The following is a 26,253-nucleotide window of genomic DNA, read 5'->3' as shown; positions in this document are numbered from 1 at the left end:
TACTGCCAGCCCCACGTGCCCTTGGTGAACGCGCAAACCGGTCGCCTGACCCGCGCCGCCGAAGGGAGCCTGATCGAAGATCCTCAACTCGGCGAGCCCCGCCGCTCGTCGGGGCTCAATCCCTCGTCCGTCAGCGGAAGATGGCCGTCAACCAGGCAGTCGTGAAGGTTCCCCAGGCAGAACTCGCCACGAACCCGGTCATCCGCGGTGATCCATTCCGCGTGGTACTCGTCGGCCGCGAAGTGGTAGGGCCGCAGGACCTCGTCGAGCCGTGTGCCACAGCCCACTGAGATCCGATCGAATACGAGGTCGGTATCGGCCAGCAGTGCGAGCCGCTCCGGCGTCAGGTCTCGGTCTGCGGGCCGTCGTTCCATCTCGATCTCATCGCACCCGTCCCATGCCGTGATGGCGCGTTCGAGCCGCGTCCCATAGTCCATCCCAGAGCCTCCTCGTTTCCGCGCCCTAGTAGGGGCCGCCGCGGAAGAGGACGCTGTGGTGGTGGCGCGGGCGGTCGCCGCGTTCGTGGGCCGCGTCGGAGCGGTCGGCCGGGGCCGAGCGCCGGGCGAGGGTCCGGAGGGTTGACAGGCCGGCCAGCACCTGGTCCCGGTGGCGAGCGGACTTCATCCAGACAGGCAGCCGGGCGAACATCGCCATTGTGGGGGAGGCGTGACGCTCGCGTAGCCGGGCACCCACGTAAGCGGCGAGAGCATCGACGTGCTCCTCGTCGTAGGCCCACAGGATCCGTCCTGCACAGCGGGTCTGAAGCCAGAGCGGACGCCGGAAGAAAGGGTCCTCGGTGCCGCCGACCACAGCCCCGACCAGGCCGGCGCCCCGCTGCTCGGTGGTCCAGTCCGCCACCGCGCCGCAGCCGGCGCAGCTGAGCCGGCGAGGCTGGAAGAGCAGCTCACTGAAGTACTTCGGCGATGCGAGACCGGGCAGGGGCACGACGAGTGCGCGGCCACCGCACTTCGGGCAGACAACGAGCACCCGGCTGGTGAACTGGACGAGCCACATGCCGTGGTCGTGGTGGCGGACCTGTTCGGGGTGCGCGGGCTGGGAGCTCATGACGAACACCATGCCAGGCCCGCCCCTCCCCGGACGACTGATATGCCGCGGCCCCGGCCGTTCCTCCTGGTGCGCGGCGCTCATTGGACCTTCTGCTGATCGAATTCAGCATCCTTGGTTGGGAAAGCGCATTGCGTATAGGGGTGTTGACCGATTGCGTTGCCAACGCACCGGGTCGGCGGTACCCGGCACGACACTTGCCGAATGGCCGGTCGCGTCCCTTCCGCTTCAGTAACTGGTACGTAAGGAAGCGAATGACATCCATGCTCGGCGGCTGCACGCCCTGGCCCGAGGAGTTCGTCGACCGCTACTGGGCGGCCGGGCACTGGCGCGGCAACACGCTGGGCAACGGGTCGTCGTCCAGCTGCCGAACGTTCCCGAGTTCGTCATCACCGTGTTCGCGCTGATGCGCGTCGGCGCGGTCCCCGTGTTCTGCCCGCTCTCGCACCGCGCGTCCGAGGTGTCCCACGTCGTGCGGGTCACCGAAGCCGTCGGCTACGTCGGTCCCTCGACGCACCAGGGCTTCGACCACACGGCGATGGCTGCAAACATCGCGGCCCAAGCGCCTTTCCGTCCGCACCGGCAACCTCGCGTGGCGCACCCCGGACGGCAACCTGGTTGTGACCGGCCGTCTCAAGGACGTCCCGCAGCGGGCCGACCACGAAGATCCATCTGGCCTGTGACGGGCAGGGTCGGCCACTGGCCTTCACGAGTCACCGCTGGGAAGGTCAACGACTGCACCCGTGGACACCCCCGCTGGCACGAGGGTGAACCGTGACCCGTCCGGTGGAGATGCCCATGCTCTGCGGCACGACCACATCGATGGCTTCCTGCGCGGTGGTGCCGGCCTGGGGCGATCGCGTTGACCCGGACGCTTCGCGGTGCGAACTCCTCGGACAGTGACTTGGCCAGCCCGGCCTTGGCCGCGGAGTGCGCGGCACGGCTGGCTCGGACCGCGCTGAGCAGGGTCATATCGAAGATCCGTTGCCACTCGGCGTCGTCGATGTCCAGGAAGCTCGGACGGGACGTCGCGGTATCCAGTCGGCGCACGATCCGCCATCCGGGTCGGCCGAAACCGAGCGGGGCGGTAAGACCGCATCCCGCACGGGGAGTCGTAGCCTCCGGTCGGGCGAGCTGTCGGAACATGCCGTTGAGTGGAGCAATCAGCGTCGGGCTGCGGTGGCGCATACCAGGCTGGACCTTCGGCGGTGTCGTGTGACAGGAGTCCCGTGTGCGAAGACCACGTAGGCGGAACCGTCCGGTATGCCGACCACCCGCGGGCAAGGCCGATCGGGCCGTTCTGCCCGGTCCCCTGGCGTTGACTTTCTGGAGTAACGGGTGACGAACGGACGTCCCGGTCGGGAAACCGAGGCCGGCATCGCCGCACGGACCAGGTTGTCCGCGCCTCCGGCGTGGATGCTCTGGCTTCCGGTCATGTACGTCGCGGGCGTTCTGGTGCTCGAACCGGTCACGCCTGTGGAGTGGCCGATCAGCTTCTTGCTGGTCGCCCTGCCCCTGGTGACCGCCTTCGCCTACGGACCCGTCGTCGTCGGTGGCGCCGCGGTGTTCGCCGTCCTCCTCGAAGGGGTGCTGGCCGGCACTCCGTGCTGTGCGGGCCGGCCCGTCGGCTACCTGTGGGACCGCCATTACGTGGCCAGCTATGTCTGCACCGGCCTGGTAGGCGCCCTCGGCACGATCCTGGCCGCCCACCGGATCCGCCGTGAGCGCACGCTCGCCGACGTACGCTTCGTGGCCGAGATCGCGCAGCGCGTCCTGCTCAGACCGGTTCCCCACCGGATCGGCAACCTGCGCCTGGAGAGCCTGTACCTCTCCGCCTCCGCGGAAGCACGCATCGGCGGCGACCTCTATGAGGCCGTCCCCACCGGGTACGGGGTTCGGTTGCTCATCGGCGACGTCCGCGGCAAGGGTCTGCTCGCCGTCGAGACCGCTGCCACCCTGCTCGGCGCGTTCCGCGAAGCGGCGTATGACGAACCCGATCTCCCGGCCCTGGTGGACCGCGTGGAGACGAGCATGCACCGCAGGGCGACGCAACTCGGCGGAAGCGAGGTGGGCGAGCGGTTCGTCACCGCTGTCTTCGCCGAGATCCCCACCGGCGGCCATTACGTCCGAGTCGTCAACTGCGGCCACCCCCCTCCGCTCCTCTTCAGCGCCGGCGATGTGCACGAACTGGACCGGGGGCGGTCAGCTCCGCCTTTGAACCTCGGCATGCTGGTCACGGACCCGCATCACGTCGACGTCTACCCCTTCCGGCCCGGCGAGCAGCTGCTGCTCTACACAGATGGCGTCACGGAGACGCGGGACGCGGCCGGTTCCTTCTACCCTCTTCTCCAGCGACTCCGTTCCTGGGGCCCCCTCCCGCCCGAGGAGCTTCTGGCACTGCTCCACCACGATCTGCTGGCCTTCAGCAACAACCGCCTGACGGACGACACCGCGGCCCTCGCCGCCTGCTTGCTTGCCAACGAGCCGTCCGCACCGCCCGCATCACCCGCAGGATGAACCGGGTTCAGCGCGGCGGCGGGGCCGCATGAGGCGTCCCCGCGCCGAACCGGCCGAACCGGCCGAACCGGCCGAACCGGCCGAACCGGCCGAACCGGCCGAACCGGCCGAACCGGCCGAACCGGCCGAACCGGCCGAACCGGCCGTGCCAGCCGTGCCAGCCGTGCCGGCCATGCCGTGATCGCGTCGGCGTCGAGCGCAGCGTGCGGCGCAAGGCCCTGAGCCATGGCAGGGCTTCACCGGCCTGGCATGAGGGCGCACGGCATCCGGACGTGAGCCCTGTACGCGCCCCCTGTCCGTATGAGAAGACTGCGTCCTGTCGGCGGGCAGGTGGCCGAAAGCCTGTCCAGTGCCCAACTCGTGAGGAAGGCTGGTCGACCGGAGTGCTGTTGCGTCTGCCCATGTCCCTGTCCGAAGCGCAGGAGTGTCTCGCCGAGGCGGCCGTTCCGATCGGTGGCGCGACGCTCGTGTGGGCCACCTGGCAGCGCGACGGCTTCCCGGAACTGGCCATGTCGTTGCGCGACCTGCCGGATGCCAACGTCATCGGACGTGAGACGCTCGGCTCCGCCGTGGTTCTGAACCGCGTCGACGACCGGGTGCCGGACGTACTGCGCCTGGCGGCTGCCACGGTGGGGACGGGAGCCGTGCGCCGTACCGCGACGGTCGGCGGCAATCTCGTCGGCAGCACACTGCGCTGCCTGCTGCCCGGTGCGCTCGTCCTGGAGGCCCGGGCCAGAGTGCTGGAGTCGGACGGTGTCCACGAGACCGACCTGGGCGAAGTGGTGGCCAAGCGCCCCGTGCTGCTCAGCCTCCACTGGCGTGAGCCGATCGCCTGCTCGTACCGCAAGCTGCCTTCCGGCCCGGACGGACGCCCGCCCCTCGTCGTCGCCTCGGCCCTGCACACGGATGACGGCGCAGGTGTCCGCCTGCGTGTCGCTGTGCGCGACGGCTACGACGTGCTCAGCGGCGCGACGGTGTGCAACACCGGTGCCGAACGGGCCCTTCTGACGCTGCGCGACACGACCTTCGGTGACCTTCCGATCGCTGCCTGGGAGGTCGTCCGCTCGCAGGTCATCGACCTGCTGGGCGGTCACGGCTCGGCCTGACGAGGTACAGGGCCGCCCGACCCGTTGAACGTCGCTGACTTGCGGTTGGGCGGTACAGGTGTCCGTCTGAGATCCCCCGGCTCGTAGCCGCCGCAGCGTCAGCCGCATCGTACGCCGAGTGCCGACGCCGCCCGCCTCGTGGTCTGCGGGCGGGCGGGGCGCGGATGCGGATTACATCGGGGTCGGCTTGATCATTGCGAATGGGGCGCCCTGTGGGTCGGCGACCACCGTCATCCGGCCGGCCATCATGTCGAACGGCGGGACAAGGACCGTGCCGTTGCGCTTGACCAGGGCGTCCACGGTGGAGTCGACATCGTCGACCGCGAAGTAGGTCAGCCAGTGCGCCGGGGTGCCCGGCGGGTCGTTGGCGAGGAGCGTGACGCCGCCGACCGCACGGCCGCCGACTTGCAGTGTCCAGTACGAGTCCGCGCCCTCCAGCGGCTCGATCTCGATGCCGAACGCCTCGCCGTAGAAGGCGGTGGCGCCGGGTACGTCATTGGTGTGCAGCTCGTTCCAGGTCAGCGCTCCGGCCTCGTTGACCACTTGCGCGCCGGAGAACTCGCCGGGCTGCCAGACACCGAACACCGCACCCTGCGGGTCGGCGGCGATCAGCATCCGGCCGAGGTTACCGACGTCCATCACCGGGACGAGCAGGGTGCCGCCTGCGCTGACGATCTGCTCCTGGGTGGCCTGGGCGTCGGTACTGGCCAGGTAGCTGGTCCAGACGGTCGGCGGTTCCGGCATCCCCTCGGGGGCCATCGCCGGGCCGATGCCGGCCGCCGCCTTGCCGTTCAGCTCGCAGACCGCGTACCCGCCGAACTCGGCCGGACCGGGCTGGCCCTGCCAGCCGAGCAGGTCGCGGTAGAAGTCCAGCGCGGCCTGCTGGTCCTTCGCCATGAGATCGACCCAGCACGGGGTGCCGGTCGCGTACGGAGTGGTGACTTCAGGCATCTCTTGCCCCTTTCTCGTGAGGTGTGCGGGTCACAGTCCCGTGTAGGTGAACTCGTCGGCGGGGCTGGTTACAGAGGTGGCGAGGCCGACCTTCACGGTGACGTCCACCGTTTGGCTGTCGTCGACCAGGACCGGCGCGGTAGCCGTGATCTGGCTGGGTGAGTGGACCGTGACCGAGGCCGCGGCGGTCTTGTTGAAGTACACGGTGGCGTCGGAGCCGAAGCCCGAGCCGGTGATCATGACCTGGGTGCGGGCCTTTCCACTGGTCGGGCTGACCGCGCTGACCACCACGGGTGCGGGTCCGTTGTAGGCGAACTGCCCCAGCGGTACGGCTGGAGAGGTGCCGAACATGTTGGTGACCCGGACGTCGACGATGCCGGTTCCGAGGGGCGCGGTGGCTGTGATCTGCGTGTCGGAATTGATGACGAAGTCGCTGACGGGGACGGGGATGGGGCCGAAGTCAACCACAGTGTCCGAGGTGAAACCGCTGCCGCTGATGATCACGGTAGTTCTTGACTCACCGAAGGTCGGGCTCACCCCGGTCACCACGGGGTCGGCGGTGATCTCGGGTGCCCCCAGCAGGCTCAGGTACGTGGAGTTGGCGTGCTGGAAGCCGACCTGGCCGAAGAAGTCCGCGGTGGTCTTGTTGACCAGGTTCTTCGCCAGAACCGTGTAGTTGGGGTTCGTCGGCGAGGTGACTCCGGGCTGGACGTAGGCGTTGCCCTTCGTGCGCCCGCCGGCCACATCCAGAAGCAACTTCACCTCGTCCGTTGCCGCTGGTCCCGGGCTCGGGTACCAGTTCTTGGCAGCGGCGAGATCGTCCCATGCCAGCGGTACCAGGTCGTAGGCGTTGACATGACGCTCGTTCATCAGCCACGGGAAGGTGTTGAGGTAGTCGACGAAACTCTGCAGTCCGGCGGTGGGAGCGGCGTAGGTGATCAACGCGAACTTCGCCTGGGGGATCTCCGTCCACAGGTACGGAGCGATCATGGTCGCCAGGCAGCCGCCCAGGCTGTGGCCGGTCACGTAGACGGTCGGGGGCGGGGAGGGAGGCACCGACTGGAGGAGCATTGCGAGCGCGTCCCGGACTGTGCCGCCCAGAGGGGGAATGACGGCCTCCGGCCCACGTGCCCCGACACCCTGCATGTCCTCCACCGGGATGAGCGAGGGCGCGTTGGCGATCTGTGTGAAGGCCTCCATGGCCCCCTTGGACACGGCGACGGGATTCGCCGACGGGTTCACATGAAACGGGACGACTGTGCCGACATCGAGGTCCTCGAGGATGTCGGTCAAGCTGGCGGTCGTTCCACGCGTGACCACGGCGAACTCGTTCGAGCCGTCGGTGTTGCGCGCGATGTACGCCATGTTCGCGTTGTCCGGGCTCAGCGCCAGCCATACCGGCTGCCAGGTGCCCCCTGTGGCGAGCTGCGGGTTTGCCAGTTGCGTCTTGATGCCCTGGAAGATCCGCGCCGACTGCTGCGCGAGGGTTTCCCCGGACGGACGCGGGGTGGCCCCGGTGGCGGCGAGCGCAGCCAGCGTCATGGTCACCTGGGGAACCGTCGGATCGGACTGCTGGGCCATGGTACTCACTCCTCGGGAACGCGTCGGCACGGAGGTGGGGCGGCCCGGACACGGCTCGGGGTCAGGGAAGAAGGACCCGAATCGACCGCCGCATGGACCGTACCCGGACAAACGTGGAGCACAGCGTCCTGTCGCTCCGCCGGGCTAACGTCCCTCGACACAGATGACACGACCGCACCCGGTGACCCACGCCGTCACCGCAGGTCGTGCTCAGCAGCGCCGCCCCGTGCCTTGGTTTAGCCTGCAACCAAGTGCGGCACGCCTCGATGGTGCTGCCGATGCGGGAAGGACTGGGCGACACATCATCACCTCAAAGCAGGGGTGTTGGTGTCGGACAGCCAGAGCCGGGCGACACACGGCCTCCGGGTCGGATCTGCACAGCTGCGCGTTCTCCAGCAGCCGAGCACATGAAGGAAGCTCCGGATGCGGCCTTCCGGTCAGGAAGTGAGCATGCCACCACGGCGACGGGCTGGAACAGCTCGGCATGCATGGCGGCGTGCTCGCCGCCGAGGCCCATCAGTTCGTGGTGCGTGCCGGCCTCGATGATGCGACCGCCGTCGACAAGCTGATGCTGGAACTCGCGGACGCGCCCGTCTGTGACGGGGGCCGAAGTCCCCGTCAAACCGAACGCCCGTGGTGAACCAGCGCAGTTCGTCCTCACGCCGAGTGCGCGGTCGCATCGTGCCGCTACCTGGAGTGTGTCGAGGCGGGCGAAGAGGCCGCCATCGCCGAGTGGTCCTTGTCCGCGACTTCTGCGCCGAGAGGATTGCGTGGGCGCAGGCCGGCGACCAGTCCGAGGATCAGTAGGGCGATGCCCAGCCATACCGACGGCCCTGGTGCGCCTCCGCCTGAGACGGTGTCGACGGCCGCTGCGGCGAGAGGCGCGATGCCGGTGAGCAATCCGGCTCGTCCGGCCCCGACGGCGCGGACCGTCGAATACCACAGTACGAAGGCGACCGCCGTCACCATCAGCGCCAGGTAGCCGGCAGCCCCCCACTGGGACGCGTTCAACTCCCGTACCGCCGAAGGCCCTTCCGACGTAGCGCCGAGGACGGCCAGCAGCACGCCGGCCAGCCACATCGCGTGCACGGACACGCCCCACGGCGAGTGCCTTCGCAGTACCGGCACTGCGAGCAGGGTGAACGCGGCCTCGCAGCCCAGGGCCAGCCCCGCCCAGGCCACTCCGATGGCATCGGTGCGGCCGGTTCCCTCCACCAGCACCGCGCCCGCCATGACGACAGGCGCCGCCAGCAGGACCTGCCGGCTCGGCCTGCGCCGCTCCAGAACCGGGCCCACCACCCCGAGCACCACCGGTACGCAGGCGACTGCTACGGCGATCACCGCCGGCTCCGCGTGGGCGACGCCCCGGACCACGGCCACGTTGAAGAGCACCAGACCGGTGACCGCGATCCCGGCCAGCCAGAGCCATTCCCGGCCACGCGGCCACACCAGGCGAGCACCGGTGATCCGGGCCATGACCAGGAGGATCGCGGTGGCGGCCACGTACCGGACCGCCTGGGTGGTGAAGAGCGGGGCGTCGACGAGCGTGTGCGAGACGGTGACGCTGCTGCCGACCAGCGTCATCCCGACCATGCCTGGGACGAGCTGGGCGAACGGAGCGGAAGGTGAGTCCATGCCGTCCACGGTGCCTTCACAATGGACGGCATGGGCAGGTCCACAACACCACCGGTACAGGGGTCCAAAAAGTCATACCCGGGGACCGGCCCGGCCGCCGGACCGGAGGGCTCGGCGACGGCAGCGGACGCGTCGGCGGACAACACGCCGGCGTTCAGTGCCGCTGTCGGCTCGGACTTCCTGCAACTGGACATCGGCACGGCCCCGCCCGGTGGGCGCACCGCCTGGCTCGCCGACCGGCTGCGGTCAGCCATCGCCGACGGCCGGCTGCCCGTCGGCACCCGGCTGCCCGCCAGCCGGGTGCTCGCCGCGGAACTGCGCGTCACACGGGGCGTGGTCACCGAGGCGTACCGACGGCTCGCCGAGTCCGGCCAGATCGCCGGTCGCGGCCGGCTCGGCACGGTGGTCGTGGCGGCGCCCGCCGTGCCCCGCGCCCGCGACGTAGCGGGTCCGGGAGCCGGGACTGGATCCGGGCCCGCGCTCTTCGGCTCGGGCGACCGCGAGGGAGTGGTCGACGCTCTGCGCTCCCTGCCCTGCCGCATCGACCTCTCACCGGGCGTCCCCGACCTCGCCGCCTTCCCCCGCACCAGCTGGCTGCGCGCCGAACGCGCCGTCCTCGCGAGCGTCACCCCGGCCGACTTCGGCTACGGCGACCCCCGGGGTGCCCCCGCTCTCCGCCGGGCCGTGGTCGGCTGGCTGGCCCGCAACCGAGGCATTCGGGCCGACCCGGGCGAGGTGGTGGTGGTCGCGGGTGTGGCGCAGGCTCTCGGTCTGCTGGGGCAGATCCTGCGGGCCGACGGAATCCGCCGCATCGCCGTCGAGGACCCCGGTTCGCTCGGTGCGCGCCAGCAGTTGGAGTACGGCGGCCACGAGCTCGTGACCGTTCCCGTGGACGAGGGCGGCCTCGACGTGCGAGCGCTGCGTGCCGGCGACGCCCGGGCGGTGCTGCTCACCCCGGCCCACCAGTTCCCCACCGGTGTCGTCCTCGACGGGGAGCGCCGCCGCGAACTGCTGAGCTGGGCGGCCGAAGGCGGGGTGGTCATCGAGGACGACTACGACGCCGAGCACCGCTACGACCGGCCGCCGGTGCCCGCGCTGCGTTCGCTGCTGCCCGACGGTGTCTGCTATGCGGGCAGCGTTTCCAAGCTGCTCGCGCCCGCGCTCCGGGTGGGGTGGCTCCTCGTACCGGCGGACCGGCTGGACGCCCTGGTGGCGGCCAAGCGGTACGCCGATCTCGGCAACGGCGTCCTCACCCAGCTCGTCCTCGCTCGCCTGATGGACTCGGGGGAGCTGGAACGGCACCTGCGCCATGTCCGGCTGCGCCACCGCCGGCGCCGGGACGTGATGCTGCGAGCGATCGAGAGGCACCTGCCCACCGCCCGCGTCCACGGGGCAGCCGCCGGCCTGCACCTGATGGTCACCTTCGGCGACCCGCGGGACGGCGCTCGTGGCAGCGGCTTCCGCGACACGGACCTCGCGGAGGCCGCCCTGGCCCAGGGCGTCAAGCTGCACCCCCTGTCCTGGCACCGGATCGCCCCTGGCCCTCCGGGCCTGGTCCTCGGCTACGCGGCGGGCCCTGCCCACGAGATCGAGGAAGGCATCGCCCTCATCGGCACCGCCCTGCGCAGCCTTCTCCGATGAGCCCGGCGCCGTAGCGGACGATCTGACATCACGGCGGCGGTGCGGTGGCCGCGGACGATGGCTTCGTGCGGACGACGGCTTGGTCGCCTCGCGGTCCGAACAGGTGCAGGATCTCTACGGGATGTGTGCCGGCCGGGCCGAACCAGTGAGGCTGTCTGGTGTCGAACTCCGCGATTTCGCCTGGGCGGAGAGTGCATTCGCGGTCTGCGAGAACGAGGCGTAGTTCGCCGGCGAGGACGTAGAGCCACTCGTGGCCTTCGTGGGTCACCAGTTTCTGCTCGCGGGGGGCCAGTACGTGCTTGAAGACCTGTACGCGGCCCGGGTACCGCGTCAGCGGCACGAGGACGCTGCCGTGTCTGTTGCGCAGGGGTGTGAGATGCACTCGGGGGTCGCCCGTGGCCGGTGCGTCCACCAGTTGGTCGAGTGCGACGCGGTGCGCACGCGCGAGGGGGATGAGCAGGTCCAGGGTCGGGCGGCGCTTGCCTGATTCGAGACGGGACAGCGTACTCACCGAGAGCCCGGTGGCAGCTGCAAGCGCCTCCAGTGTCAGTCCGCGGTCCCGGCGCAGTGTGCGCAGCCTCGGCCCGATGGCATCGAGTATCTGCTGCAGTCCGGTGTCCATACGGCTAAGTGTCAGATCTTTTGCGGTCTTCGCAAAGGGGCTCGGCGGTGGTCGTGGTCCTGCCCGAGCCTGGCCGGGTAGTGCTCCCCGGGGTGAGAGGCAGCCCATGACCGTCACAACGACTAGTCCTGTTCAGGCCGTTCTGAGCGCGCGCAGGCGCTGGACGGTGCTGGCCGTCTGCTGCCTGAGCATGTTCGTGGTGGGTCTGGACACCACCATCGTCAATGTGGGCCTGCCCGCCATCGGGCGTGGCCTGGGCGTCGGGACGCGAAGTCTTGAGTGGACCGTGGACGCCTACGCCATCGTCCTGGCCGGACTGCTGATCTCCTCCGGCGCACTGGCGGACCGGTTCGGGCGCCGACGGGTGTTCCAGTCGGGGCTGGTCGTGTTCGGCGCGGCCTCGCTGGTCTGTGCCACGGCCGGCTCGGTGGGCGCGCTGGTCGCGGCCCGCGCGGTGCAGGGGATCGGCGCTTCCATGCTCAGCCCGGTGGCTCTGGCGATCGTGGTGAACGCGATGCCCGATCCGAGGGAGCGAGCGCAGGCGATCGGCGTCTGGGCGTCCGTTTTCGGACTCAGCATGGCCGTTGGCCCGGTCACGGGAGGTGCTCTCGTCGCGGGGCTCGGCTGGCGGGCCCTGTTCTGGATCAACGCTCCGGTCGTCGCAGCCGCCCTGGTGCTCAGCGCGGTGTTCGTGTCCGAGTCCCGGGGGCCGCGGGCGCGGCGGCTCGACGCTCCGGGACAGGTTCTCCTCACCGTACTCATCGCTGTCTGGGTCGGCGTACTCATCGAAGGGCCGCGTATCGGCTGGACGTCGTCGGCGGCACTGGCTGCCTATGGATTCGGCGCTGTGACGGGGGCCGGTTTCGTGTGGGTGGAGTGCCGTCGGCGCGAGCCGCTGATGGACCTGCGGCTTTTCTGCAGTCCCGGGTTCAGCGGTGCGGTGCTCGGCGCAGTGGCGGTCTTCGTCGCCCTGAACGTCACGCTGCTGCTCAACACTCTCTATCTCCAGCACACCCGGGGCTTCACACCCCTGGCCGCCGGGGCGGCGACGCTGCCCATGGCCGTCGGAGCGACGCTTTGCGCACCGTGGTCCGGCCGTCTGGTCGGTCGTACCGGAACGCGGCGCCCCCTGAGCCTGGCGGGCGGCTTCATCACGGTCGGCGGGCTGTGCCTGGTGGGACTCGACCGGCAGACGGGCCTGCCCCTGCTTCTCCTTGCCTATCTGTTGATCGGCACCGGGTTCGGCTTCGCCAACGCGCCGATCACCAACACCGCGGTCAGCGGGCTGCCTCCCGCACGGGCCGCCGTGGCAGGAGCGATCACGTCCACCGCACGACAGCTCGGCTCCGCACTCGGCATCGCCCTCGCCGGCAGCCTGGTGGCGCACAGCACCCCGGCCGGTTTGGCCCATGCGTCCCGCCCTGGCTGGATCCTGGTCGCCGCCTGCGGACTCGTGCTCTTCCTCGTGGCCCAAGTCCCTTGCCGATGTCGCGCTTGACCAGCGACACAGTGATCGTGGTAGGCAAGGCGGATGCTTGGCCGACTTCCTCTCGATGAACAACTCGACGGCTTGCGATCCGTGCTCTCCCAGAACGAGATCTTGACGGACGTGATGGCCAGGGCGGCAACACTGGAGTTGCCCGGCTGGTACGTGACGGCGGGCTGTCTGTTCCAGACGGTGTGGAACGTGGTCACCAGCAGGCCCCCGACCAACGGCATCAAGGACTACGACGTCTTCTACTTCGACGGCAGCGACCTCTCCTGGGAAGCAGAGGACACCGTGATCAAGGCGGGCCAGGATGTGTTCGCGGACCTGCCGGTCGAGGTGGAGATCCGCAACGAAGCCCGCGTGCATCTTTGGTACGAGCAGAAGTTCGGCGTGCCCTGTCCGCCCCACGAGTCCACCGAGGCCGCGATCGACTGCTTCGCTGCGACGACGTGCTGTCTGGGCGTCCGGCTGGGATCCGATGGAGGATGGCGCGTCTACGCACCTCACGGGCTCTCCGACGTGTTCAACCTGGTCGTGCGACCCAACTCGGTCCTTGCCCCGCGGGAGGTCTATGAGACCAAGGCCGCACGATGGAAGGACGAGTGGCCGGAGCTCACCGTCCTGCCATGGGCAAACTGACGGCTCGTGGTCTGTGGAGGCATCGCGTTGGCGCACCAAGTCACGGACGGGTTGGGTTGACCTTCACGCATGGGTCAATGTCTAGCGTCAGCGGCATGGATTACGTCGCCAAGAGCGCAACGCCGCCTGCCATTTCCAGCCTGCCCAGGACGGGCCTGGAGGTCCGACTCGCCGCACGGCCCGACGGGCTCCCGACACTCGACCACTTCGAGATCGTTGAGGCTGCCGTCCTGGACCCCGCACCGGGCCAGGTGCTGGTTCGTAACCTGTTCCTGTCGCTTGATCCCGGCATGCTCATGTTGATCGCGGGCGCCCCGCTGCCGACGCAGCGCTATGAGGTGGGAGAGGTGATGTACGGGGACGCCGTCGGCGAGGTGGTCGCCTCGGCCGATCCGTCGCTGAGCGCGGGGGAGCTGGTGGTTCATCGGCTCGGCTGGCGGGAGTACACCGTGGCCGAGGCCGGTGCGTTCCGCCGCGTGGACAAGGCGGCCTACCCGAGCCCCTCCATGCACCTGGGATTCGGGCTGGTCGCCTATGTAGGGCTCATGGACGCGGCAGAGCTGCGGCCCGGCGACACCGTCTTCGTCTCCAGCGCGGCAGGAGCCACAGGGAGCATGGCGGGTCAGATCGCCCGGCTCAAGGGAGCCGGCCGGGTCATCGGCAGCGCCGGCTCCGCCGACAAGGTTGCCCACCTGACCGGGAAGCTCGGGTTCGATGCGGCCTTTGACTACCACGACGGCCCGGTACTCGACCGGCTGCGCGAAGCGGCCCCGGACGGCGTCGACGTCTACTTCGACAACGTGGGAGGCGAGCAGCTGCGCGCCGCCATCGAGGCCATGAACGTGCACGGCCGTATCGCGGTCTGCGGAGCCCTCAACCGGCAGAGCGCAGCCCACCCCGACGAGGGCCCGGGTGACCTGCTGAGCGTCCTGGCCAAACGCCTGACCATCCGCGGCTTCACTCTGTGGGACCACCTGGACCGGGCTGCGGAGTTCGGCCAGTGGTCGTAGCCCCGGTCACCGATCACGGTTTCCGCCGGTCAGCGACACCGCGAGCGGGATGCGGCCGGAGCTTCGTCCCCCGGAGCCTGGGAGAAGGAAAGTCCCGCGTGGCCGCCACTCACGGCAGCTGGACTTTCGGCCTGCTCCGAGACGCGAGATTCTGGTAGTACGGCCGATCGCGGACCAGCGAACAAATGCGGGCTGGAGCGCATCTCACGCTTTGTGCAGCCCACCTCATGCTCATACGGCCCTCGGCGCGACGGGCACTGTCGCGTCTTGCGAAAGGAGGGCGGGCGATGAATGTCCCGCCGTACCGTGACCGCACAAGCGAGACAGCACGGCCGCAGCTCCCCGGCCGGGCCACGACCGCACGCAGACTGAGCACCGCCGCCACTGTGGCGACGGTGCTCCTGGCGTGCGGTGGCACGGGCGCCCCCAAGGCGGCCTCCTCTTCGTCCCTCGCTCCAGACCGCACCACCGCTGCCACTGCGTGCACCAACAGCACGAAGCTGGCCGGGTGGTCGAACCACCGGCTGGCCATGCTGACCATCGCCGTGCCGGTGTCGGAGACCTCGGTGTCCGATGTCACCTCCGAGGTGAGCGCCGGTGCGGGCGGTGTGCTGCTGTTCGGCAGCACGGCGCCCTCCGACCTCGGCTCCCGACTGACCGCCCTGAAGTCCCATGTGCCCGGCAAACTGGGCCTGCTGGTGATGACCGACGAGGAGGGCGGCGGCATCCAGCGCATGGCGAATCTCGTAGGGTCCCTGCCCTGGCCCGCGTACATGGGTACGCACTGGAGCACGGCCCAGATCCAGCAGAACGTCACGAAGGTCGCCACCAAGATGGCCGCCGCCCAGGTCAACATGGACCTCGCGCCGGTGGTCGACGTCGACGGCAGGAACCAGGCCCCCAGTAAGACCAACCCCGACGGCTGGCGGTCCTTCAGTGGCAGCACCTCGGTGGTCTCCAAGGACGGTGTCGCGTACATGAACGGGCTGCGCGCCGGACATGTGATACCCGTCGTCAAGCACTTCCCGGGCCTTGGCGGCTCCAGCTACAACTCCGACTTCGGCCCTGCCCGCACCCTGCCCTGGTCCACCCTGCAAAAGGTGGGCATCCCGCCGTTCACGGCGGCCATCAAGGCCGGGGCCCCGGCCATCATGGTCTCCAACAACATCGTGCCGGGTCTGGGCACCAATCCGGCAAGCCTGTCACCCACCGTCATCAGCTCCGAGCTGCGCGGCAAGCTGGGCTTCAAGGGGCTGGTGGTCACCGACTCGCTCAGCGCCAAGGCGATCTCCGCCGCCGGCTTCAGCGTCCCCGCCGCCGCCGTCCAGGCCCTGCGCTCCGGTGCCGACATGGTCATGTTCGACCTGAAGGGCAGTGTCAGCTCCCAAACGTCCTCGATCGCCTCGGCGATCACCAATGCGGTGGCCGGCGGACACCTCGCCCGCAGCCGCCTCATCGACGCGGCGGGGCACGTCCTGGCCGTCCGGCACGTGAACCTCTGCTCCTGAGCGCGAGTGGACCGCAGCCCTTGTTGCAGCCTGGCAGCTCAGCGAACAATTAATCGGTTGCCTGTTGGCGATGGCGGTGGATGCAATGTCCGGCATGGTCACCCAGGTGCGCCCGCCACGGCGAGATGAGAAGAACGCGCACCACCGGGCCTTGCCACTCTGCGATCCGGGCAAACTGCGACCGAATCGCCACACGGGAGACGCCCACTCATGAATACGCCACCATCGCCACCTGGAGCGGAGCGGACTGACGGATCATCCGTCCAGATCGGCGCTCTCGTTCCGCTCACTCGGCCGGGCTGGGTCGAGGCAGGCCAACACTTGCTCGCTGGACTCGAGCTGGCCGTTCGCGAAGTCAATGACGCCGGCGGGATCGTCGGAAGGCCACTCGAGCTGGTGGTCCGAGACACCGCGGCCGATCCACAGAGGGCCGCGGCGGCCGTAGATGAGTTGGCTCGCCTGGGCGTGGCTGCCCTGGCGGGGGAGTATCACAGCGTCGTCGCCCGCGCCGCTGCCGCCAGGGCTGACGCCCTCGGCCTGCCGTTCCTCTGCTCGTCAGCGGTTCTCGACGCGCTCACCGAACAGCCGACGGATTGGGTGGCGCGCCTCGCCCCGGCGCAGTCCCACGGCTGGCGGATCTACGCAGACTTCCTCCTCAGCGCGGGCCACAGTCGAATCGCCGTAGCAGCCGAGCCGAGTGTCTACTGGGCGTCTGGGGCCCGCATTCTGCGGGACTACCTCGCTCCACGCGGCGGCACCGTCATCGAACTCGACATGCGCGTGCTCGCCCCCACGGCCGTGTGCGACGAACTCGTCGCCAATCGCGCGACAGCCCTCCTCCTTCTGGTCGGCCACCCGGAGCCGGCTGTGTCGATCGTCAAGTCCGTCCGCCGCGACCAGCGCCTCGCCGAGCTCATGATCGGTGCTCCGGCCGGGCAACCGGAGTTCCCCGAATGGGCGACGTTGCTGGGCGACGACGGCGCCGCGATCCCGTTCTTGCGCTACCTGCCCGAGCGCCTCAGCCCGCTCGGTGCACGAGTCGAGACGGCCCTCCGCGAGCGGCTGGCCGAAGCGCCCTCCTTCGTCGCCTTCGAGGGTTACGACACGGTCGCCGTCCTCGCCGAGGTGCTGCGTTCTCACGGCCCGCGCCGGGCGCGCACTGCCGAATCCTGGCCGCGCGTTGCAGTCGAAGGCACCCGCGGGCAGATCCGGTTCTCCCGCACGCCAGGCATCAGCGTTTGGCAATGGGCTTGGACGCCAGTCCAAGTCGTCGATCGAGACCCGGCGGAATCCGATCGCTTCCGGATCCTTCACGCCGGCTGAGAGAGCACGGAGCGCGTCTGTGTACTCGTCAGCCCGATGTGGTCCGTGCAGGCCGCCACGGCGGACACCATGACGACCACGCCGGAGAACCTGACCATCGCGCTGCCCGGCCGCCCGCCCGTCGTCGACCTGGCCACCTGGCAGACCGCCCGTGACGAGCTTCTGGTCCGCGAGAAGGCCCACACCCGCGAGGGCGACGCCCTCGCCGCGGCCCGCCGCCGACTGCCGATGGTGGAGCTCGACGGGACGGTCGAGGTCGTCGGACCCGACGGCCCGGTCCCGTTCCTGGACCTGTTCCAGGGCCGCCCCCGAGGACCGGCCCGAAGGCGGCAGCCCGTGCTGGTACTGGCGCTCGGACGCGGACGGGAACGCCACCTGGGGCCCCCGATCAGCCGCCCCGTGTCACAGTGGACCCGCCCCGGCGCAACCCCCGGACGATGCGAACGGCCCCCGGCCGGGTGCACGTATCGGCCAAGTGCCGGTACTCGTTATTCCCTGCCGGTTCGACGGACGCGATCTTGGGAGGCTTTTTTCATGCCCTGGGGCCGCTTGTCCGGGGACCAGTCCCGAGATCTGGTACCGCCGATCCGGGCATGTGGCGCTCACCAGTCGACCACCTCTGCAAAGGAGTCTCGTGCCAGACGTATCCATTCGCCTCGCAGGCATCGCCGACCGTCCCATAGCGGAGCGGTTGTGGCTGATGTTCCGCCATGACCTGTCGGAGTCGGTCTGTTCCTAACCGGCTTCTGGTGCGTGGTAGGAGAAGTCGTACTCGGTGAAGTCGGCAACCGGGACGTATCCGATTCGCTGGTACAGGGCGTTGCTGGTGGGGTTGGCGGGGTTCGTGAACAGTACGACGTCCGTCGCGCCTGCGGTCAGCGCGGCTCTGCTCACCTCGACCGTCACTGCGCCCGCGTAGCCGCGACCCCGGAGGTGGGCAGGGGTGTAGACGGGGTCAACCCGGATCATGCCGCCGACCATCGAAGTCGAGCCTGCCATGGAGACGGGAGTGCCGTCCGGGGTCTCCCAGAACGTGAAGTGTTTGTCGGCGAAGCGCGAGTCGGCCCAGGAGCCGGCGTCCGGGGAGGGGGCCTCTCCGACGGCGGCGACGAACTCACTGCACCAGCGGATGAGTTGCTCATGGTCCTGCGCGTCCACGACGCGACCCCGGCCGTCTGGGAGCGGCTCCGGTGGGGTGAGGGTGCCGAGACGGTGGAGACGGCCCCACCAGCTGGGTACCGGCGCTGCGCTTGTGTGCCGCTGCCAGGCCGCGGCGAAAGCCGTGGCGGTGTCGTGGTCCGCGGTGACGCCGGAGAGGGAGTGGCCGAGGTCGGCCAAGTGGGCGGCGAGGGCGTCGGCATGCTCGGGGGAGAGGGGGGTGAGGGTCAGTCGGTGGGACGGAGGGCGGTAAAAGACGGCGCGGACCTCGCCCCCTGACTCCAGTCGGCCGAATACGGTGGCTTCGGCGTACGCATCCGTTCGACGCGTTCGCAGTTTCTCGGTCAACGTCAGCGGCGTGGTGTGCAGAGCGGGGCGTGAACGCAGGAAGTCTTCGGCACGGGCGAGAAAGTCGTCGACGTCTTCGGTGAGGTGCCAGTCATCCGGGCGCATGCTTCATAGTCCCTGATGTACTCGACTCGGGGGAGCCCTTGTCCAGGGATGAGCCGTCGCCATCCTGCGGCGCAGATTGTGTTGTGACTCACGCAAGCCCGGTGAGAGACTGCGTCGGTGGTCGGCGCCGACCTGGCGGGCCTGAGGGGGGAAATGAAGGACTGGATACCTTTTCTGCAGTCTTTGATCTGGCCGATCGTGGTGCTCACCCTCGCGTTCAAGTTCCGCGGCGGGCTGGGGCGACTCATCGAAGCGGTCAACAGCCGCGTCGAGCGCGGCGATGCCTTCGAGGCGGGGGCATCAGGGATAAGGCTCGGCCCCTCGTCCCCGCAGACCCCGACTGGGGCCGAGCCCCAGCCGGGTGCGCAACCTGTCCTTGAAGTACCGCTGCCGCTGGCTGAACTGACCGAGGCCCCGACCAATACTGCTCCCAGAGTTCACCTGGTTCACAGCGCGCACCGTGACAGCGCACTCGACAAAAACGGCTACAAGTACTTCCGGGTCCGCATCGCCCTTGAGGGCGACAGCGAATCCGATCTCGACCGCGTCGCCAGGGTTGTCTACCACTTGCACCCGACCTTTCGGGATCCCGACCGCACCGTCACGAATCGCTCGACCGACTTCGAGGTCATCACGGCAGCCTGGGGGATGTTCAGCCTGACAGCCGATGTCTATGTGAAGGGGAGCACCGAGCCCATCCGACTGGAGCGGTACCTGAATTTCTGAGCTCGATTCTAACGCCCAGGCGTCACCCGACCTGCTGAGATCTCCCGGGCCGCCGGCCGTCAAACCTCCTCAAATTCCCCTGGATTTCGCTGTATTACGACACTGCGCAGGCATTGCGGGATTCGCCGCCGCGCCGGTCGCCGGAGTGAGCCCGCAACCTTGCGCGCGCAGGCGTCGCTCTGGCATCCGCAAGGCGTGGGTCGCCCGGGATCCGGACAGCCAGAATGCGGCCTCTTCAACTCTGACAGGACACTAGGAGTCGGCCAGCCACGCCAGCATGCGGCCCTGCGACCAGCAGCGGCCGATGGCCTCGGCGCGCAGAGACGACCGGTCGAACACCGTCAGACCGATGATGCTGTGGCCGGAGGCGCGGCGATCGCCAAGTGTCGGAATCGTCGGCGCGACCCCGACCCCTTCCGCTGACACCCACGCCACCGCCCGCCCGGCCGCCGCTTCGTCGAGGCGGTGCAGGAAGCGCAGGCGGCTCTCGAGCGGGAAGTGCGACAGCGCCCACGTCGTGGTGACGACAGGCAGGGCGTCCGCGGGTACACGGGCGAAGGCGTCGGGGAGCACCTCGACGGCGTCACCTTGCAGCAGCAGCGGAGGAGCCGTCGCCGCCAACGCCATCTCCGCGTCGAGCTTCGCGACCCGTTCCGGCTGATCCGGCGACAGGCAGGCGCGCAACCATCGGGCGTCATCCGCGTCGGTCACGTCGACCGGAGCGAGGTCGACGCCGACCCGGGCGACGACCTCGGGCATCGCCCGCGTCGGGAGGGGCCGGTCTCCCACGATCGAAGACGACAGTTGCACGGGAGATGACGGGTCGCCCAGTGATTGTCCGTTGCTGTACGTGATGCCGACGCGATCGACATTGAGATTGAGCCCAGCTGAGCAGCCCACGTCGATCAGCCCAACCGCATCCGCGCCTGCCCGGCGCGCCGCCTCGGCGATGGCCGGATACAGCACGGCGCAGCGACCGGTCTCGTTGGTCCGCGTCTTCCGGCGCCCGGCGGTGGCCACGACCGCGTCGGTCATGCGTAGCAGCGTGTCGATCGCAGCGCCGGCGGCAGCGTCCCCGTCCGCAGCGGCATAAGCCGTGGCAAGTGCCGGCGCGTGTCCGGCGAGGGCGAGGTCGTGCAGCGCGGCGAGGATCACCGTGGGGTGCCGCTTGCGCGCCGGCGCCGCCTCGATGGCGCGCAGCGCCTCGTCGGACTCACTCAGGGCGACGGCGACGCGCTCGTACAGCGGCGATGTGCCGGCGGCGTCGACCTCACCGAAGTGTCGGTACACCTGAGCAAGCGTGCGGGCCCTACCCACGGGTACGGCGCTCCTGCGGTCCGGTCCAGGCATCCCGACGATTCTAGCGATGGGAACGACAACGCCCGGCCCTGCGGCCGTTTGAGGGGACGGCGCCGCGTGTGGAGCGCCTGGCCTCCATTGCGAAAGTCTGTTGAGACGCTGCCCCGTGTTGGGGAAGGTCTGGGGCATGGAGTACTTCTGCTACCACCGCGACCGGCCCGGATCCCTCGCGTTGCGCCATGAGCTGCTGGAAGAGCACTGGTCCTACATGGACCGGTACGAGAAGGAGATCATCGCTCGCGGCCCGACCTTCGCCAGTGATGGCGAAACGCCCACCGGCAGCGTGCACATCGTCGACTTGCCGGATCCCGCTGCCGCCCGCGCGTTCGCCTTCGACGAGCCCAACTACCAGGCCGGCGTGTACCGGGACGTGCTGCTGCGTCGGTGGCGCAACCTGCTGGGGCGCACCATGTGGGATTTCCCTGGTGGCCGGACCGGCGGCAATCGGTACCTGGTGCTCGGCCTCGGCTCGGGGCAGTCCGTCGACGTCGACGTGCCGGCCCACCAGGACGAATTGATCGCTTACGGGCCACTGTTGTCCGACGACGGCGCCACCTGGCTGGGCACGGCGGCGCTGGTCCGGGCCGTGGACCCGGACACGGCACGCGCCGTCCTGACCGCGGACCGGTATGCCGACATCGAGGTCCACGACTGGGAGTTCGGCGGGCGGCGATGACCCAGGGACGCTCCACGCCGACGACGCCTGGCGGTTGAGTGCAGGAGCGTGCCACCGGGATGAGCACGTCCCGCACCTCGGACCCGCGAGGGCCGCTGTGCGGGACGTGGGCGACGAAGATCGCCACCTGCCTGGGGCAGGCCCCTGGGCCGGTCAGGCCGCGAGCAGCTCGGTGACCAGGCGGACGGCCTCCGGCACCTCGACGTGGTCGTCCGGGATGGCCCCGAAGTGCGCCGGTGGGCGTCACAACGGCGGTCGCGCCGAGGCCGTCGCCGCCCGCGCCGACGTCGCCAAGAGCACCATCTACTGCTGGCGGAAGTCGAAGGCACCCCTCGTCATGGACGCCTACCGCACGGCTGTCGAACAGCGGATGCGCGAACCCGACACCGGCTCACTCGCCGGCGACCTGACCGCCTTCGTCACTGCCCTGTACGGCGTCACCGCGTACCCCATCCGCGTCAAGACCCTGCGCGGCCTCATGGCGGAAGCCCAGCTGGACCCCGCCTTCGCCGGGCCCTTTCTGGTACCGCCTCCTGGTCGCCCACCAACCCCTCGACCCCGCCCAGGTCCCTGGCCAGATCGATCAACTGCTGCACGGACTTCATGCGCGACACGGGCAGTAGGGACCACTGGCCCTTGTAGCGCGTGGCAGTACCGGGACACGCATGATGGAGAAGCGGGAACACTGTTCGCCACCTGACGATCATGAGTGGTGGTGCTCACCATGGCCGTGCTGGACGAGAACGGACTGGCTCCACCCACACCGCATGCCGATCCCCGGGGAGATCCGTTCCTCCGGACCCAGTTCGCCGTACCGACGCGTCCCGAGACGTTCTTGCGTCGCGACCGGCTGGTCAGACACCTCGACGAGGCCCTTCTGACGCCGTTGACCGTTGTCGGTGGAGCGGCGGGAGCGGGCAAGACGTCGCTGGTCGCCGACTGGGCAGCGGCGCGAGCCGGGCACGTCGCCTGGCTCACCGCGCAGTCGGCGGACAAGGGAGCGGGAGTCTTCTGGGCGTACCTCCTCGAGGCCCTGCGCCTTACTGGCGTGCCACTGTCCACGGACGTCGGTTCCCCCGCCCGACCCGGCCGCGTGGACGACGTGCTTCTCACACGGCTCGCTGCCGAGCTGAGTGCCAGGGACGCGCCGGTGATCGTGATCGTCGACGAGTACGACCGGGCGACCGACCCGGAGATCGCGGATCAACTGGGATTCGTCCCCCAGCAGGCGGGACGTGGCATGCGCCTGGTCCTCGTCACACGCACCGAGCCGCTGCTCCCGCTGCACCGCTACCGGGCGGCCGGCGCCATCACGGAGATCAGGAACGCCGAGCTGGCCTTCACCCCCGACGAAGCGGCCGAACTTCTGACGCTGCACGGGCTGCACCTCCCGGCCGGCGACATCGGTGCGCTGGTGGAGCGCACCCGGGGCTGGGCAGCCGGACTGCGGCTGAGCGCCCTGGCCGCGCGGGGAGAGACGGATCCGCGGACGTATCTGAAGGAGTTCGAGGCCGACCGCACCACGATCGCCGACTACCTCCTGGTCGAGGTGCTCAAGCGGCAGAGGCCCGAGACGCAGGATCTGCTGTTGCGGATCAGCATCCTCGAACGTTTCTGTCCCGACTTGGCCAACGCTCTCACCGGGCGCACCGACGCCGAACTCATCCTGACCGGTCTGCACCGCGAGAATGCGTTCGTCGAGTACCTCGGACACGCCTGGTTCCGGCTCCACCCGCTGTTCGGGGAGATCCTCCACGCCCACCTGAGGGTGCAGTCTCCCGGGCTGGAAGCCGAACTCCACCGCCGTGCGGCGCAGTGGCTGCGGTGCTCAGGGTCTCTCGACGAGACAGTCGGCCACGCGGCGGCAGCCGACGACTGGGAGTCCGCCGCCGGTGCCCTCGTCGGCGATCTCGCCATCGGGGAGGTCTTCACCGGCCTGCACTCCGGCGAACTGTCCGAGCTGTTCTCACGGATGGGGCCCGAACCCACGAGTCCCGCCACCGACCTCGTCCGTGCGGCGCATGGACTGTCCCGGTGCGACGTCGAGCGTGGCCTGTACTGCCTGGAACGGGCCGCACAGGCCCTGGCGCGGCAGAAGGCAACTTCCGAAGACGACGTCTGCGACCTGGCCGCGGCCCGGCTGAGCTGTGCCCTCCTGGAAGCTCTGGCCGCGCGACTGACCGGTTCGCCGGAACGGGCGGAGACGGCCGCCCAGGCCGCCGGGAAGCTTCAGCGCGAGGTTCCCGGCCGGCTTCTGGAAGAACATCCCGAGCTGATCGCGCTCTTGCTCACTCATCTCGGCTCGACACGGTTGTGGGCCGGCCGATTCGGGGACGCGCGCGCGGCCCTGACCACGGTGGTCAACTCCGGCCGGGCGGCGTCGACGGAACAACCGCGCGAGGAGTGTCTGGGCCTCTTGGCCCTGATCGACTACCCCAGGGGCTGGCCGGGCAGAGCCGAGCGCAAGGCCTTGGCCGCGGTCACCGCGGCGGACCGTGGCAGCCCGCCCCCGGCGCCCGGGCCGCGGCTGGCGTCGCTGGTCCTGGCCGCAGTGGCAGTCGACCGCAACGAGCTGGACCGGGCTGAGGCGCTCCTCGATGCCCCGGCGGACGCGCGCCATCCGCTGCTGGACCCGGTGGTGCAAGCGGGGGAGTCCATCGTCACCGGGCGTGTCCTCCTGGCCCGTGGCAAGACGCAGGCCGCACTCGAAGCGGCGGACCGGGCCGTCGTAGCCGATGTGGCGTCCCCTTGGGCCGAGGCACACACCCGTGTCGCTGGCCGCCGCCGCGCACCTCGCCGAGGGCCGGTCGGAGTTGGCCGGCGTCCGGGCAGCCACTGGATCGGTCATCTCGTGTCTCCTGGTCCGCTCCGTCGCATGCCTAAGGAGGAGCCATGGCTCCGGGCACCGCCTCCGGGCCGTCCCGTTCGGGCTCGCCCGAGCAGGCCGGTCATGTCCTGACCAAAGAGGAGCACGCGGAGTACCTGCGGCTCCGCCGTGCCTCGCGCCTACGCCACCGGCGCCTGCGCTACCTCGGCGCCTCGGTCCTTCTGGTGCTGACGCTCGTGCTCGCCCCGCTGGCCGTCGTCGCGGTCTGGGTGCACGGCACGGTCGCCGACGCCGACCGGTATGTGCAGACCGTCGCGCCTCTTGCGTCCGAACCGGCCGTTCAGAAGGTCGTCGCCGACCGGCTGACCGACCGTGTGGTGGCCCAGGTGAACGTCGATGCGGTGACGGCCTCCCTCACGAAGGTGCTAGCCGACAATGGCGCGCCGCCCCGCGTGGTCGACGCCTCGAAATCCCTTGCCGGTCCGCTCCGCTCCGCCGTACGCACCGTCGCGCGGCGCAACATCGACCGAGTCGTCACCAGTGACCTCTTCCACCGGGCCTGGGTGGAGTCCAACCGACGGGCGCAGGCCTCGGTGATGTACATGCTCACCGGAGAGGGGCAGGGAGCGCTCCGGGCCAAGGGCGACACTGTCCAGCTGGACATCGGAGTCGTGGTCGACCAGGTGAAGGAGCGCCTCGTCGACGCCGGCTTCGGCAAGGCCTCCGCCATCCCGAACGTCGACCGTACGGTCACGCTGTTCCGCACCGACCAACTGAGCAAGGCTCAGAGTGCGATGCGGCTGCTCGACATCGTCGGCACCTGGCTGCCCGTACTGACCCTCGCCGTGGCCGCCGCGACCGTGTGGGCAGCTCCCGGACACCGGGTCATGCTGATGGGTACGGCCCTCGGCGTCGGCGCGATGATGGTGGTGCTGCTCGTCGCCCTGGCCGTCGTACGGCGGATCTATCTCGACTCGGTCCCCCCGGCCACGCTCCCACCCGGCGCCGCCGCGGCGATCTACGACACCTTCGTCCGCTACCTGCGCGACAGCATCCGCTCGCTCCTCGCCGTCTCCCTCATCACGGCGGTGGCCGCCTACCTGTACGGGCCGGGCAGAGTGGCGCGCGCCGTGCGTTCCGCGGTGCGGCGGGGGACGGCTGCCGCGGGGCAGGCGCTGCACCGCGTGGGCGTGCGCACCGGCCGCACCGGAGCGTGGCTGGCCGCTCACCGGCCCTGGACCACCGGCGTCACCATCGGGGCGGGCGCCCTGGCTCTCCTGCTGTGGAACTACCCCACGGTCGGCGTGGTGGCGGTCGTACTCATCGTGGTCGTGGCCGTGCTGGCCGTCACCGCGGTCCTCGCCGCCGCTACGGGGCCGGTCGCCGACGCTGCCGACACACCGCCCCCTTCGAACCCATGAGTCTCTCGTTCACCCGGTTCGGGTGAGGCGACCTGGTCCGTGCCCCGCGTACAACGCCTCCGACAAGCCGCCGGCCGGTGTCACACCGCCGCAGTACGACCTGGCGCGGGCGGCGATCCCTGTCCGCCGGGCGGTAGTACGCACGAGCAGATCCTGCTCGGCCTGGGGGACGCCGACTCGGGCGCCGAAGCCCTGCGGTTCGCCTTCCGCGAGGCAGGCCGACGCGCGAGCCTCCGCACTACCGGGGGCACTGGCGTGTGGGCCTGCGTATGCGGCACAAACGCACGGCGCGGTCAGCCGAACAGACGGGGTACCCGGATCGTCTCGACGCGCCGCCACGAGCCGCCGGGCAGCAGTACACGGTCGCCCTCCGCCGTAGCGGCCTTGGCCCGCACGGCGGTGGTGCGCGCCGCCCTGCGCGACGGCAGCCGGGCGCTACAGGCGCCCCACTCGGCGGGCGACCGGGCAAGGGGCCGCCTGGTCACAGCTCCTCCCGCGACATGAGGTGCGGTACGTCACCCGCGTTCGCCCGCATAAGCACTCACT

At 69.8% G+C, this 26,253-nt stretch carries 24 protein-coding genes and 5 pseudogenes; 20 read left to right on the top strand and 9 right to left on the bottom strand.

The genetic code is table 11. The features are described 5' to 3' along the window. Positions 1-83 precede the first annotated feature (83 nt). Positions 84-437 carry a hypothetical protein gene (locus ACWD35_RS22360; RefSeq protein ID WP_451353032.1) on the bottom strand — a complete coding sequence of 118 codons (354 nt, stop codon included), beginning with the start codon at positions 435-437 and terminating at the stop codon, positions 84-86. A gap of 25 nt (positions 438-462) precedes the next feature. Further along, a complete protein-coding gene (locus tag ACWD35_RS22355) occupies positions 463-1,065 on the bottom strand; it encodes a hypothetical protein (protein WP_451353031.1) in 603 nt (200 codons plus the stop codon). A 254-nt stretch (positions 1,066-1,319) separates the two neighbouring features. Between ACWD35_RS22355 and ACWD35_RS22350 the strand changes: the two genes are divergently transcribed. From ACWD35_RS22350 to ACWD35_RS22325, 6 genes and pseudogenes are all read left to right on the top strand, one after another. Continuing rightward, positions 1,320-1,472, top strand: coding sequence for a hypothetical protein (locus ACWD35_RS22350; protein ID WP_451353030.1), 153 nt, complete (start codon positions 1,320-1,322; stop codon positions 1,470-1,472). Beyond that, positions 1,460-1,573, top strand: a pseudogene (locus ACWD35_RS22345) (hypothetical protein); the annotation flags it as partial. The gene ACWD35_RS22350 and the pseudogene ACWD35_RS22345, both read left to right, overlap by 13 nt. A gap of 134 nt (positions 1,574-1,707) precedes the next feature. Beyond that, positions 1,708-1,807: pseudogene (locus ACWD35_RS22340) on the top strand (IS5/IS1182 family transposase); the annotation flags it as partial. Positions 1,808-2,403: 596 nt separating this feature from the next. Next, positions 2,404-3,582: a PP2C family protein-serine/threonine phosphatase gene (locus ACWD35_RS22335; RefSeq protein WP_451353029.1), complete on the top strand. Its 1,179-nt coding sequence runs from the start codon at positions 2,404-2,406 to the stop codon at positions 3,580-3,582. A gap of 28 nt (positions 3,583-3,610) precedes the next feature. Then, on the top strand, positions 3,611-3,763 hold the full coding sequence (locus ACWD35_RS22330; protein ID WP_451353028.1) for a hypothetical protein: 153 nt from the start codon (positions 3,611-3,613) through the stop codon (positions 3,761-3,763). 202 nt (positions 3,764-3,965) lie between these two features. Further along, positions 3,966-4,688, top strand: a complete 723-nt coding sequence (locus tag ACWD35_RS22325; RefSeq protein WP_451353027.1) for an FAD binding domain-containing protein — start codon at positions 3,966-3,968, stop codon at positions 4,686-4,688. A 171-nt stretch (positions 4,689-4,859) separates the two neighbouring features. Here ACWD35_RS22325 and ACWD35_RS22320 read toward each other — a convergent pair whose 3' ends face one another. Together ACWD35_RS22320 and ACWD35_RS22315 are read right to left on the bottom strand one after the other, a co-directional pair. Then, positions 4,860-5,639 (bottom strand): VOC family protein, encoded by a 780-nt coding sequence (locus ACWD35_RS22320; protein WP_451353026.1) that lies wholly within the window; start codon positions 5,637-5,639, stop codon positions 4,860-4,862. A 30-nt stretch (positions 5,640-5,669) separates the two neighbouring features. Then, complete coding sequence (locus ACWD35_RS22315) at positions 5,670-7,220, bottom strand: IPT/TIG domain-containing protein (protein WP_451353025.1); 1,551 nt, start codon at positions 7,218-7,220, stop codon at positions 5,670-5,672. A gap of 496 nt (positions 7,221-7,716) precedes the next feature. Here ACWD35_RS22315 and ACWD35_RS22310 point away from each other — a divergent pair, with 496 nt between their 5' ends. Further along, positions 7,717-7,860, top strand: a complete 144-nt coding sequence (locus tag ACWD35_RS22310; protein ID WP_451353024.1) for a hypothetical protein — start codon at positions 7,717-7,719, stop codon at positions 7,858-7,860. Between the two features lie 47 nt (positions 7,861-7,907). Here the strand turns inward: ACWD35_RS22310 and ACWD35_RS22305 are convergent, their stop codons facing one another. Further along, positions 7,908-8,855 (bottom strand): DMT family transporter, encoded by a 948-nt coding sequence (locus tag ACWD35_RS22305; protein WP_451353023.1) that lies wholly within the window; start codon positions 8,853-8,855, stop codon positions 7,908-7,910. Between the two features lie 21 nt (positions 8,856-8,876). On the opposite strand from ACWD35_RS22305, the gene pdxR reads away from it, so the two are divergent. Then, positions 8,877-10,496: a MocR-like pyridoxine biosynthesis transcription factor PdxR gene (gene pdxR, locus ACWD35_RS22300; RefSeq protein ID WP_451353022.1), complete on the top strand. Its 1,620-nt coding sequence runs from the start codon at positions 8,877-8,879 to the stop codon at positions 10,494-10,496. Positions 10,497-10,524: 28 nt separating this feature from the next. Here the strand turns inward: pdxR and ACWD35_RS22295 are convergent, their stop codons facing one another. Then, positions 10,525-11,118, bottom strand: a complete 594-nt coding sequence (locus ACWD35_RS22295) for a helix-turn-helix domain-containing protein (protein WP_451353021.1) — start codon at positions 11,116-11,118, stop codon at positions 10,525-10,527. Between the two features lie 106 nt (positions 11,119-11,224). Between ACWD35_RS22295 and ACWD35_RS22290 the strand changes: the two genes are divergently transcribed. The 7 genes and pseudogenes from ACWD35_RS22290 to ACWD35_RS22260 form a co-directional block, all read left to right on the top strand. Next, positions 11,225-12,616 carry an MFS transporter gene (locus ACWD35_RS22290; RefSeq protein ID WP_451353020.1) on the top strand — a complete coding sequence of 464 codons (1,392 nt, stop codon included), beginning with the start codon at positions 11,225-11,227 and terminating at the stop codon, positions 12,614-12,616. Between the two features lie 33 nt (positions 12,617-12,649). Next, positions 12,650-13,246 carry a nucleotidyltransferase family protein gene (locus ACWD35_RS22285; RefSeq protein ID WP_451353019.1) on the top strand — a complete coding sequence of 199 codons (597 nt, stop codon included), beginning with the start codon at positions 12,650-12,652 and terminating at the stop codon, positions 13,244-13,246. Between the two features lie 95 nt (positions 13,247-13,341). Continuing rightward, positions 13,342-14,256, top strand: coding sequence for an NADP-dependent oxidoreductase (locus tag ACWD35_RS22280; RefSeq protein WP_451353018.1), 915 nt, complete (start codon positions 13,342-13,344; stop codon positions 14,254-14,256). A 287-nt stretch (positions 14,257-14,543) separates the two neighbouring features. Continuing rightward, positions 14,544-15,764 carry a glycoside hydrolase family 3 N-terminal domain-containing protein gene (locus ACWD35_RS22275; protein WP_451353017.1) on the top strand — a complete coding sequence of 407 codons (1,221 nt, stop codon included), beginning with the start codon at positions 14,544-14,546 and terminating at the stop codon, positions 15,762-15,764. Positions 15,765-15,974: 210 nt separating this feature from the next. Next, the gene (locus ACWD35_RS22270) at positions 15,975-17,087 is read left to right on the top strand and encodes an ABC transporter substrate-binding protein (protein WP_451353016.1); all 1,113 of its coding nucleotides are present in this window, start codon (positions 15,975-15,977) and stop codon (positions 17,085-17,087) included. 69 nt (positions 17,088-17,156) lie between these two features. After that, a pseudogene (locus tag ACWD35_RS22265) lies at positions 17,157-17,519 on the top strand (DUF899 family protein); the annotation flags it as partial. 202 nt (positions 17,520-17,721) lie between these two features. Then, positions 17,722-17,811, top strand: a pseudogene (locus tag ACWD35_RS22260) (GNAT family N-acetyltransferase); the annotation flags it as partial. 11 nt (positions 17,812-17,822) lie between these two features. Here ACWD35_RS22260 and ACWD35_RS22255 read toward each other — a convergent pair. Next, the gene (locus ACWD35_RS22255; protein ID WP_451353015.1) at positions 17,823-18,698 is read right to left on the bottom strand and encodes a GNAT family N-acetyltransferase; all 876 of its coding nucleotides are present in this window, start codon (positions 18,696-18,698) and stop codon (positions 17,823-17,825) included. Between the two features lie 117 nt (positions 18,699-18,815). On the opposite strand from ACWD35_RS22255, the gene ACWD35_RS22250 reads away from it, so the two are divergent. Next, a complete protein-coding gene (locus tag ACWD35_RS22250) occupies positions 18,816-19,424 on the top strand; it encodes a pYEATS domain-containing protein (RefSeq protein ID WP_451353014.1) in 609 nt (202 codons plus the stop codon). 252 nt (positions 19,425-19,676) lie between these two features. Here the strand turns inward: ACWD35_RS22250 and ACWD35_RS22245 are convergent, their stop codons facing one another. Beyond that, positions 19,677-20,714, bottom strand: a complete 1,038-nt coding sequence (locus tag ACWD35_RS22245) for a DUF2332 domain-containing protein (RefSeq protein WP_451353013.1) — start codon at positions 20,712-20,714, stop codon at positions 19,677-19,679. A 196-nt stretch (positions 20,715-20,910) separates the two neighbouring features. Between ACWD35_RS22245 and ACWD35_RS22240 the strand changes: the two genes are divergently transcribed. From ACWD35_RS22240 to ACWD35_RS22225, 4 genes and pseudogenes are all read left to right on the top strand, one after another. Next, complete coding sequence (locus ACWD35_RS22240) at positions 20,911-21,459, top strand: YciI family protein (protein ID WP_451353180.1); 549 nt, start codon at positions 20,911-20,913, stop codon at positions 21,457-21,459. Then, positions 21,413-22,159, top strand: a complete 747-nt coding sequence (locus ACWD35_RS22235) for a TetR-like C-terminal domain-containing protein (RefSeq protein ID WP_451353012.1) — start codon at positions 21,413-21,415, stop codon at positions 22,157-22,159. The genes ACWD35_RS22240 and ACWD35_RS22235 overlap by 47 nt, the downstream gene beginning before the upstream one ends. 24 nt (positions 22,160-22,183) lie before the next feature. Then, positions 22,184-24,278: pseudogene (locus tag ACWD35_RS22230) on the top strand (helix-turn-helix transcriptional regulator); the annotation flags it as partial. Between the two features lie 73 nt (positions 24,279-24,351). Continuing rightward, complete coding sequence (locus ACWD35_RS22225) at positions 24,352-25,707, top strand: hypothetical protein (protein WP_451353011.1); 1,356 nt, start codon at positions 24,352-24,354, stop codon at positions 25,705-25,707. A gap of 293 nt (positions 25,708-26,000) precedes the next feature. Here the strand turns inward: ACWD35_RS22225 and ACWD35_RS22220 are convergent, their stop codons facing one another. Further along, positions 26,001-26,192 carry a hypothetical protein gene (locus ACWD35_RS22220; protein WP_451353010.1) on the bottom strand — a complete coding sequence of 64 codons (192 nt, stop codon included), beginning with the start codon at positions 26,190-26,192 and terminating at the stop codon, positions 26,001-26,003. Between the last annotated feature and the right edge of the window lie 61 nt (positions 26,193-26,253).

The organism is Streptomyces sp. NPDC002671, assembly GCF_053592475.1.
Note: the sequence above shows the minus strand (reverse complement) of the source record. Positions and strands in the feature narration are given on the sequence as shown.

Coding starts and splice junctions, on each gene's coding strand:
- ACWD35_RS22360 (WP_451353032.1), bottom strand. CDS start 437: ATGGACTATGGGACGCGGCTCGAACGCGCCATCACGGCATGGGACGGG.
- ACWD35_RS22355 (WP_451353031.1), bottom strand. CDS start 1,065: ATGAGCTCCCAGCCCGCGCACCCCGAACAGGTCCGCCACCACGACCAC.
- ACWD35_RS22350 (WP_451353030.1), top strand. CDS start 1,320: ATGACATCCATGCTCGGCGGCTGCACGCCCTGGCCCGAGGAGTTCGTC.
- ACWD35_RS22330 (WP_451353028.1), top strand. CDS start 3,611: ATGAGGCGTCCCCGCGCCGAACCGGCCGAACCGGCCGAACCGGCCGAA.
- ACWD35_RS22320 (WP_451353026.1), bottom strand. CDS start 5,639: ATGCCTGAAGTCACCACTCCGTACGCGACCGGCACCCCGTGCTGGGTC.
- ACWD35_RS22315 (WP_451353025.1), bottom strand. CDS start 7,220: ATGGCCCAGCAGTCCGATCCGACGGTTCCCCAGGTGACCATGACGCTG.
- ACWD35_RS22305 (WP_451353023.1), bottom strand. CDS start 8,855: ATGGACTCACCTTCCGCTCCGTTCGCCCAGCTCGTCCCAGGCATGGTC.
- pdxR (WP_451353022.1), top strand. CDS start 8,877: ATGGACGGCATGGGCAGGTCCACAACACCACCGGTACAGGGGTCCAAA.
- ACWD35_RS22295 (WP_451353021.1), bottom strand. CDS start 11,118: ATGGACACCGGACTGCAGCAGATACTCGATGCCATCGGGCCGAGGCTG.
- ACWD35_RS22290 (WP_451353020.1), top strand. CDS start 11,225: ATGACCGTCACAACGACTAGTCCTGTTCAGGCCGTTCTGAGCGCGCGC.
- ACWD35_RS22285 (WP_451353019.1), top strand. CDS start 12,650: ATGCTTGGCCGACTTCCTCTCGATGAACAACTCGACGGCTTGCGATCC.
- ACWD35_RS22280 (WP_451353018.1), top strand. CDS start 13,342: ATGGATTACGTCGCCAAGAGCGCAACGCCGCCTGCCATTTCCAGCCTG.
- ACWD35_RS22275 (WP_451353017.1), top strand. CDS start 14,544: ATGAATGTCCCGCCGTACCGTGACCGCACAAGCGAGACAGCACGGCCG.
- ACWD35_RS22270 (WP_451353016.1), top strand. CDS start 15,975: ATGAATACGCCACCATCGCCACCTGGAGCGGAGCGGACTGACGGATCA.
- ACWD35_RS22255 (WP_451353015.1), bottom strand. CDS start 18,698: ATGCGCCCGGATGACTGGCACCTCACCGAAGACGTCGACGACTTTCTC.
- ACWD35_RS22240 (WP_451353180.1), top strand. CDS start 20,911: ATGGAGTACTTCTGCTACCACCGCGACCGGCCCGGATCCCTCGCGTTG.
- ACWD35_RS22235 (WP_451353012.1), top strand. CDS start 21,413: ATGCCGACATCGAGGTCCACGACTGGGAGTTCGGCGGGCGGCGATGAC.
- ACWD35_RS22225 (WP_451353011.1), top strand. CDS start 24,352: ATGGCTCCGGGCACCGCCTCCGGGCCGTCCCGTTCGGGCTCGCCCGAG.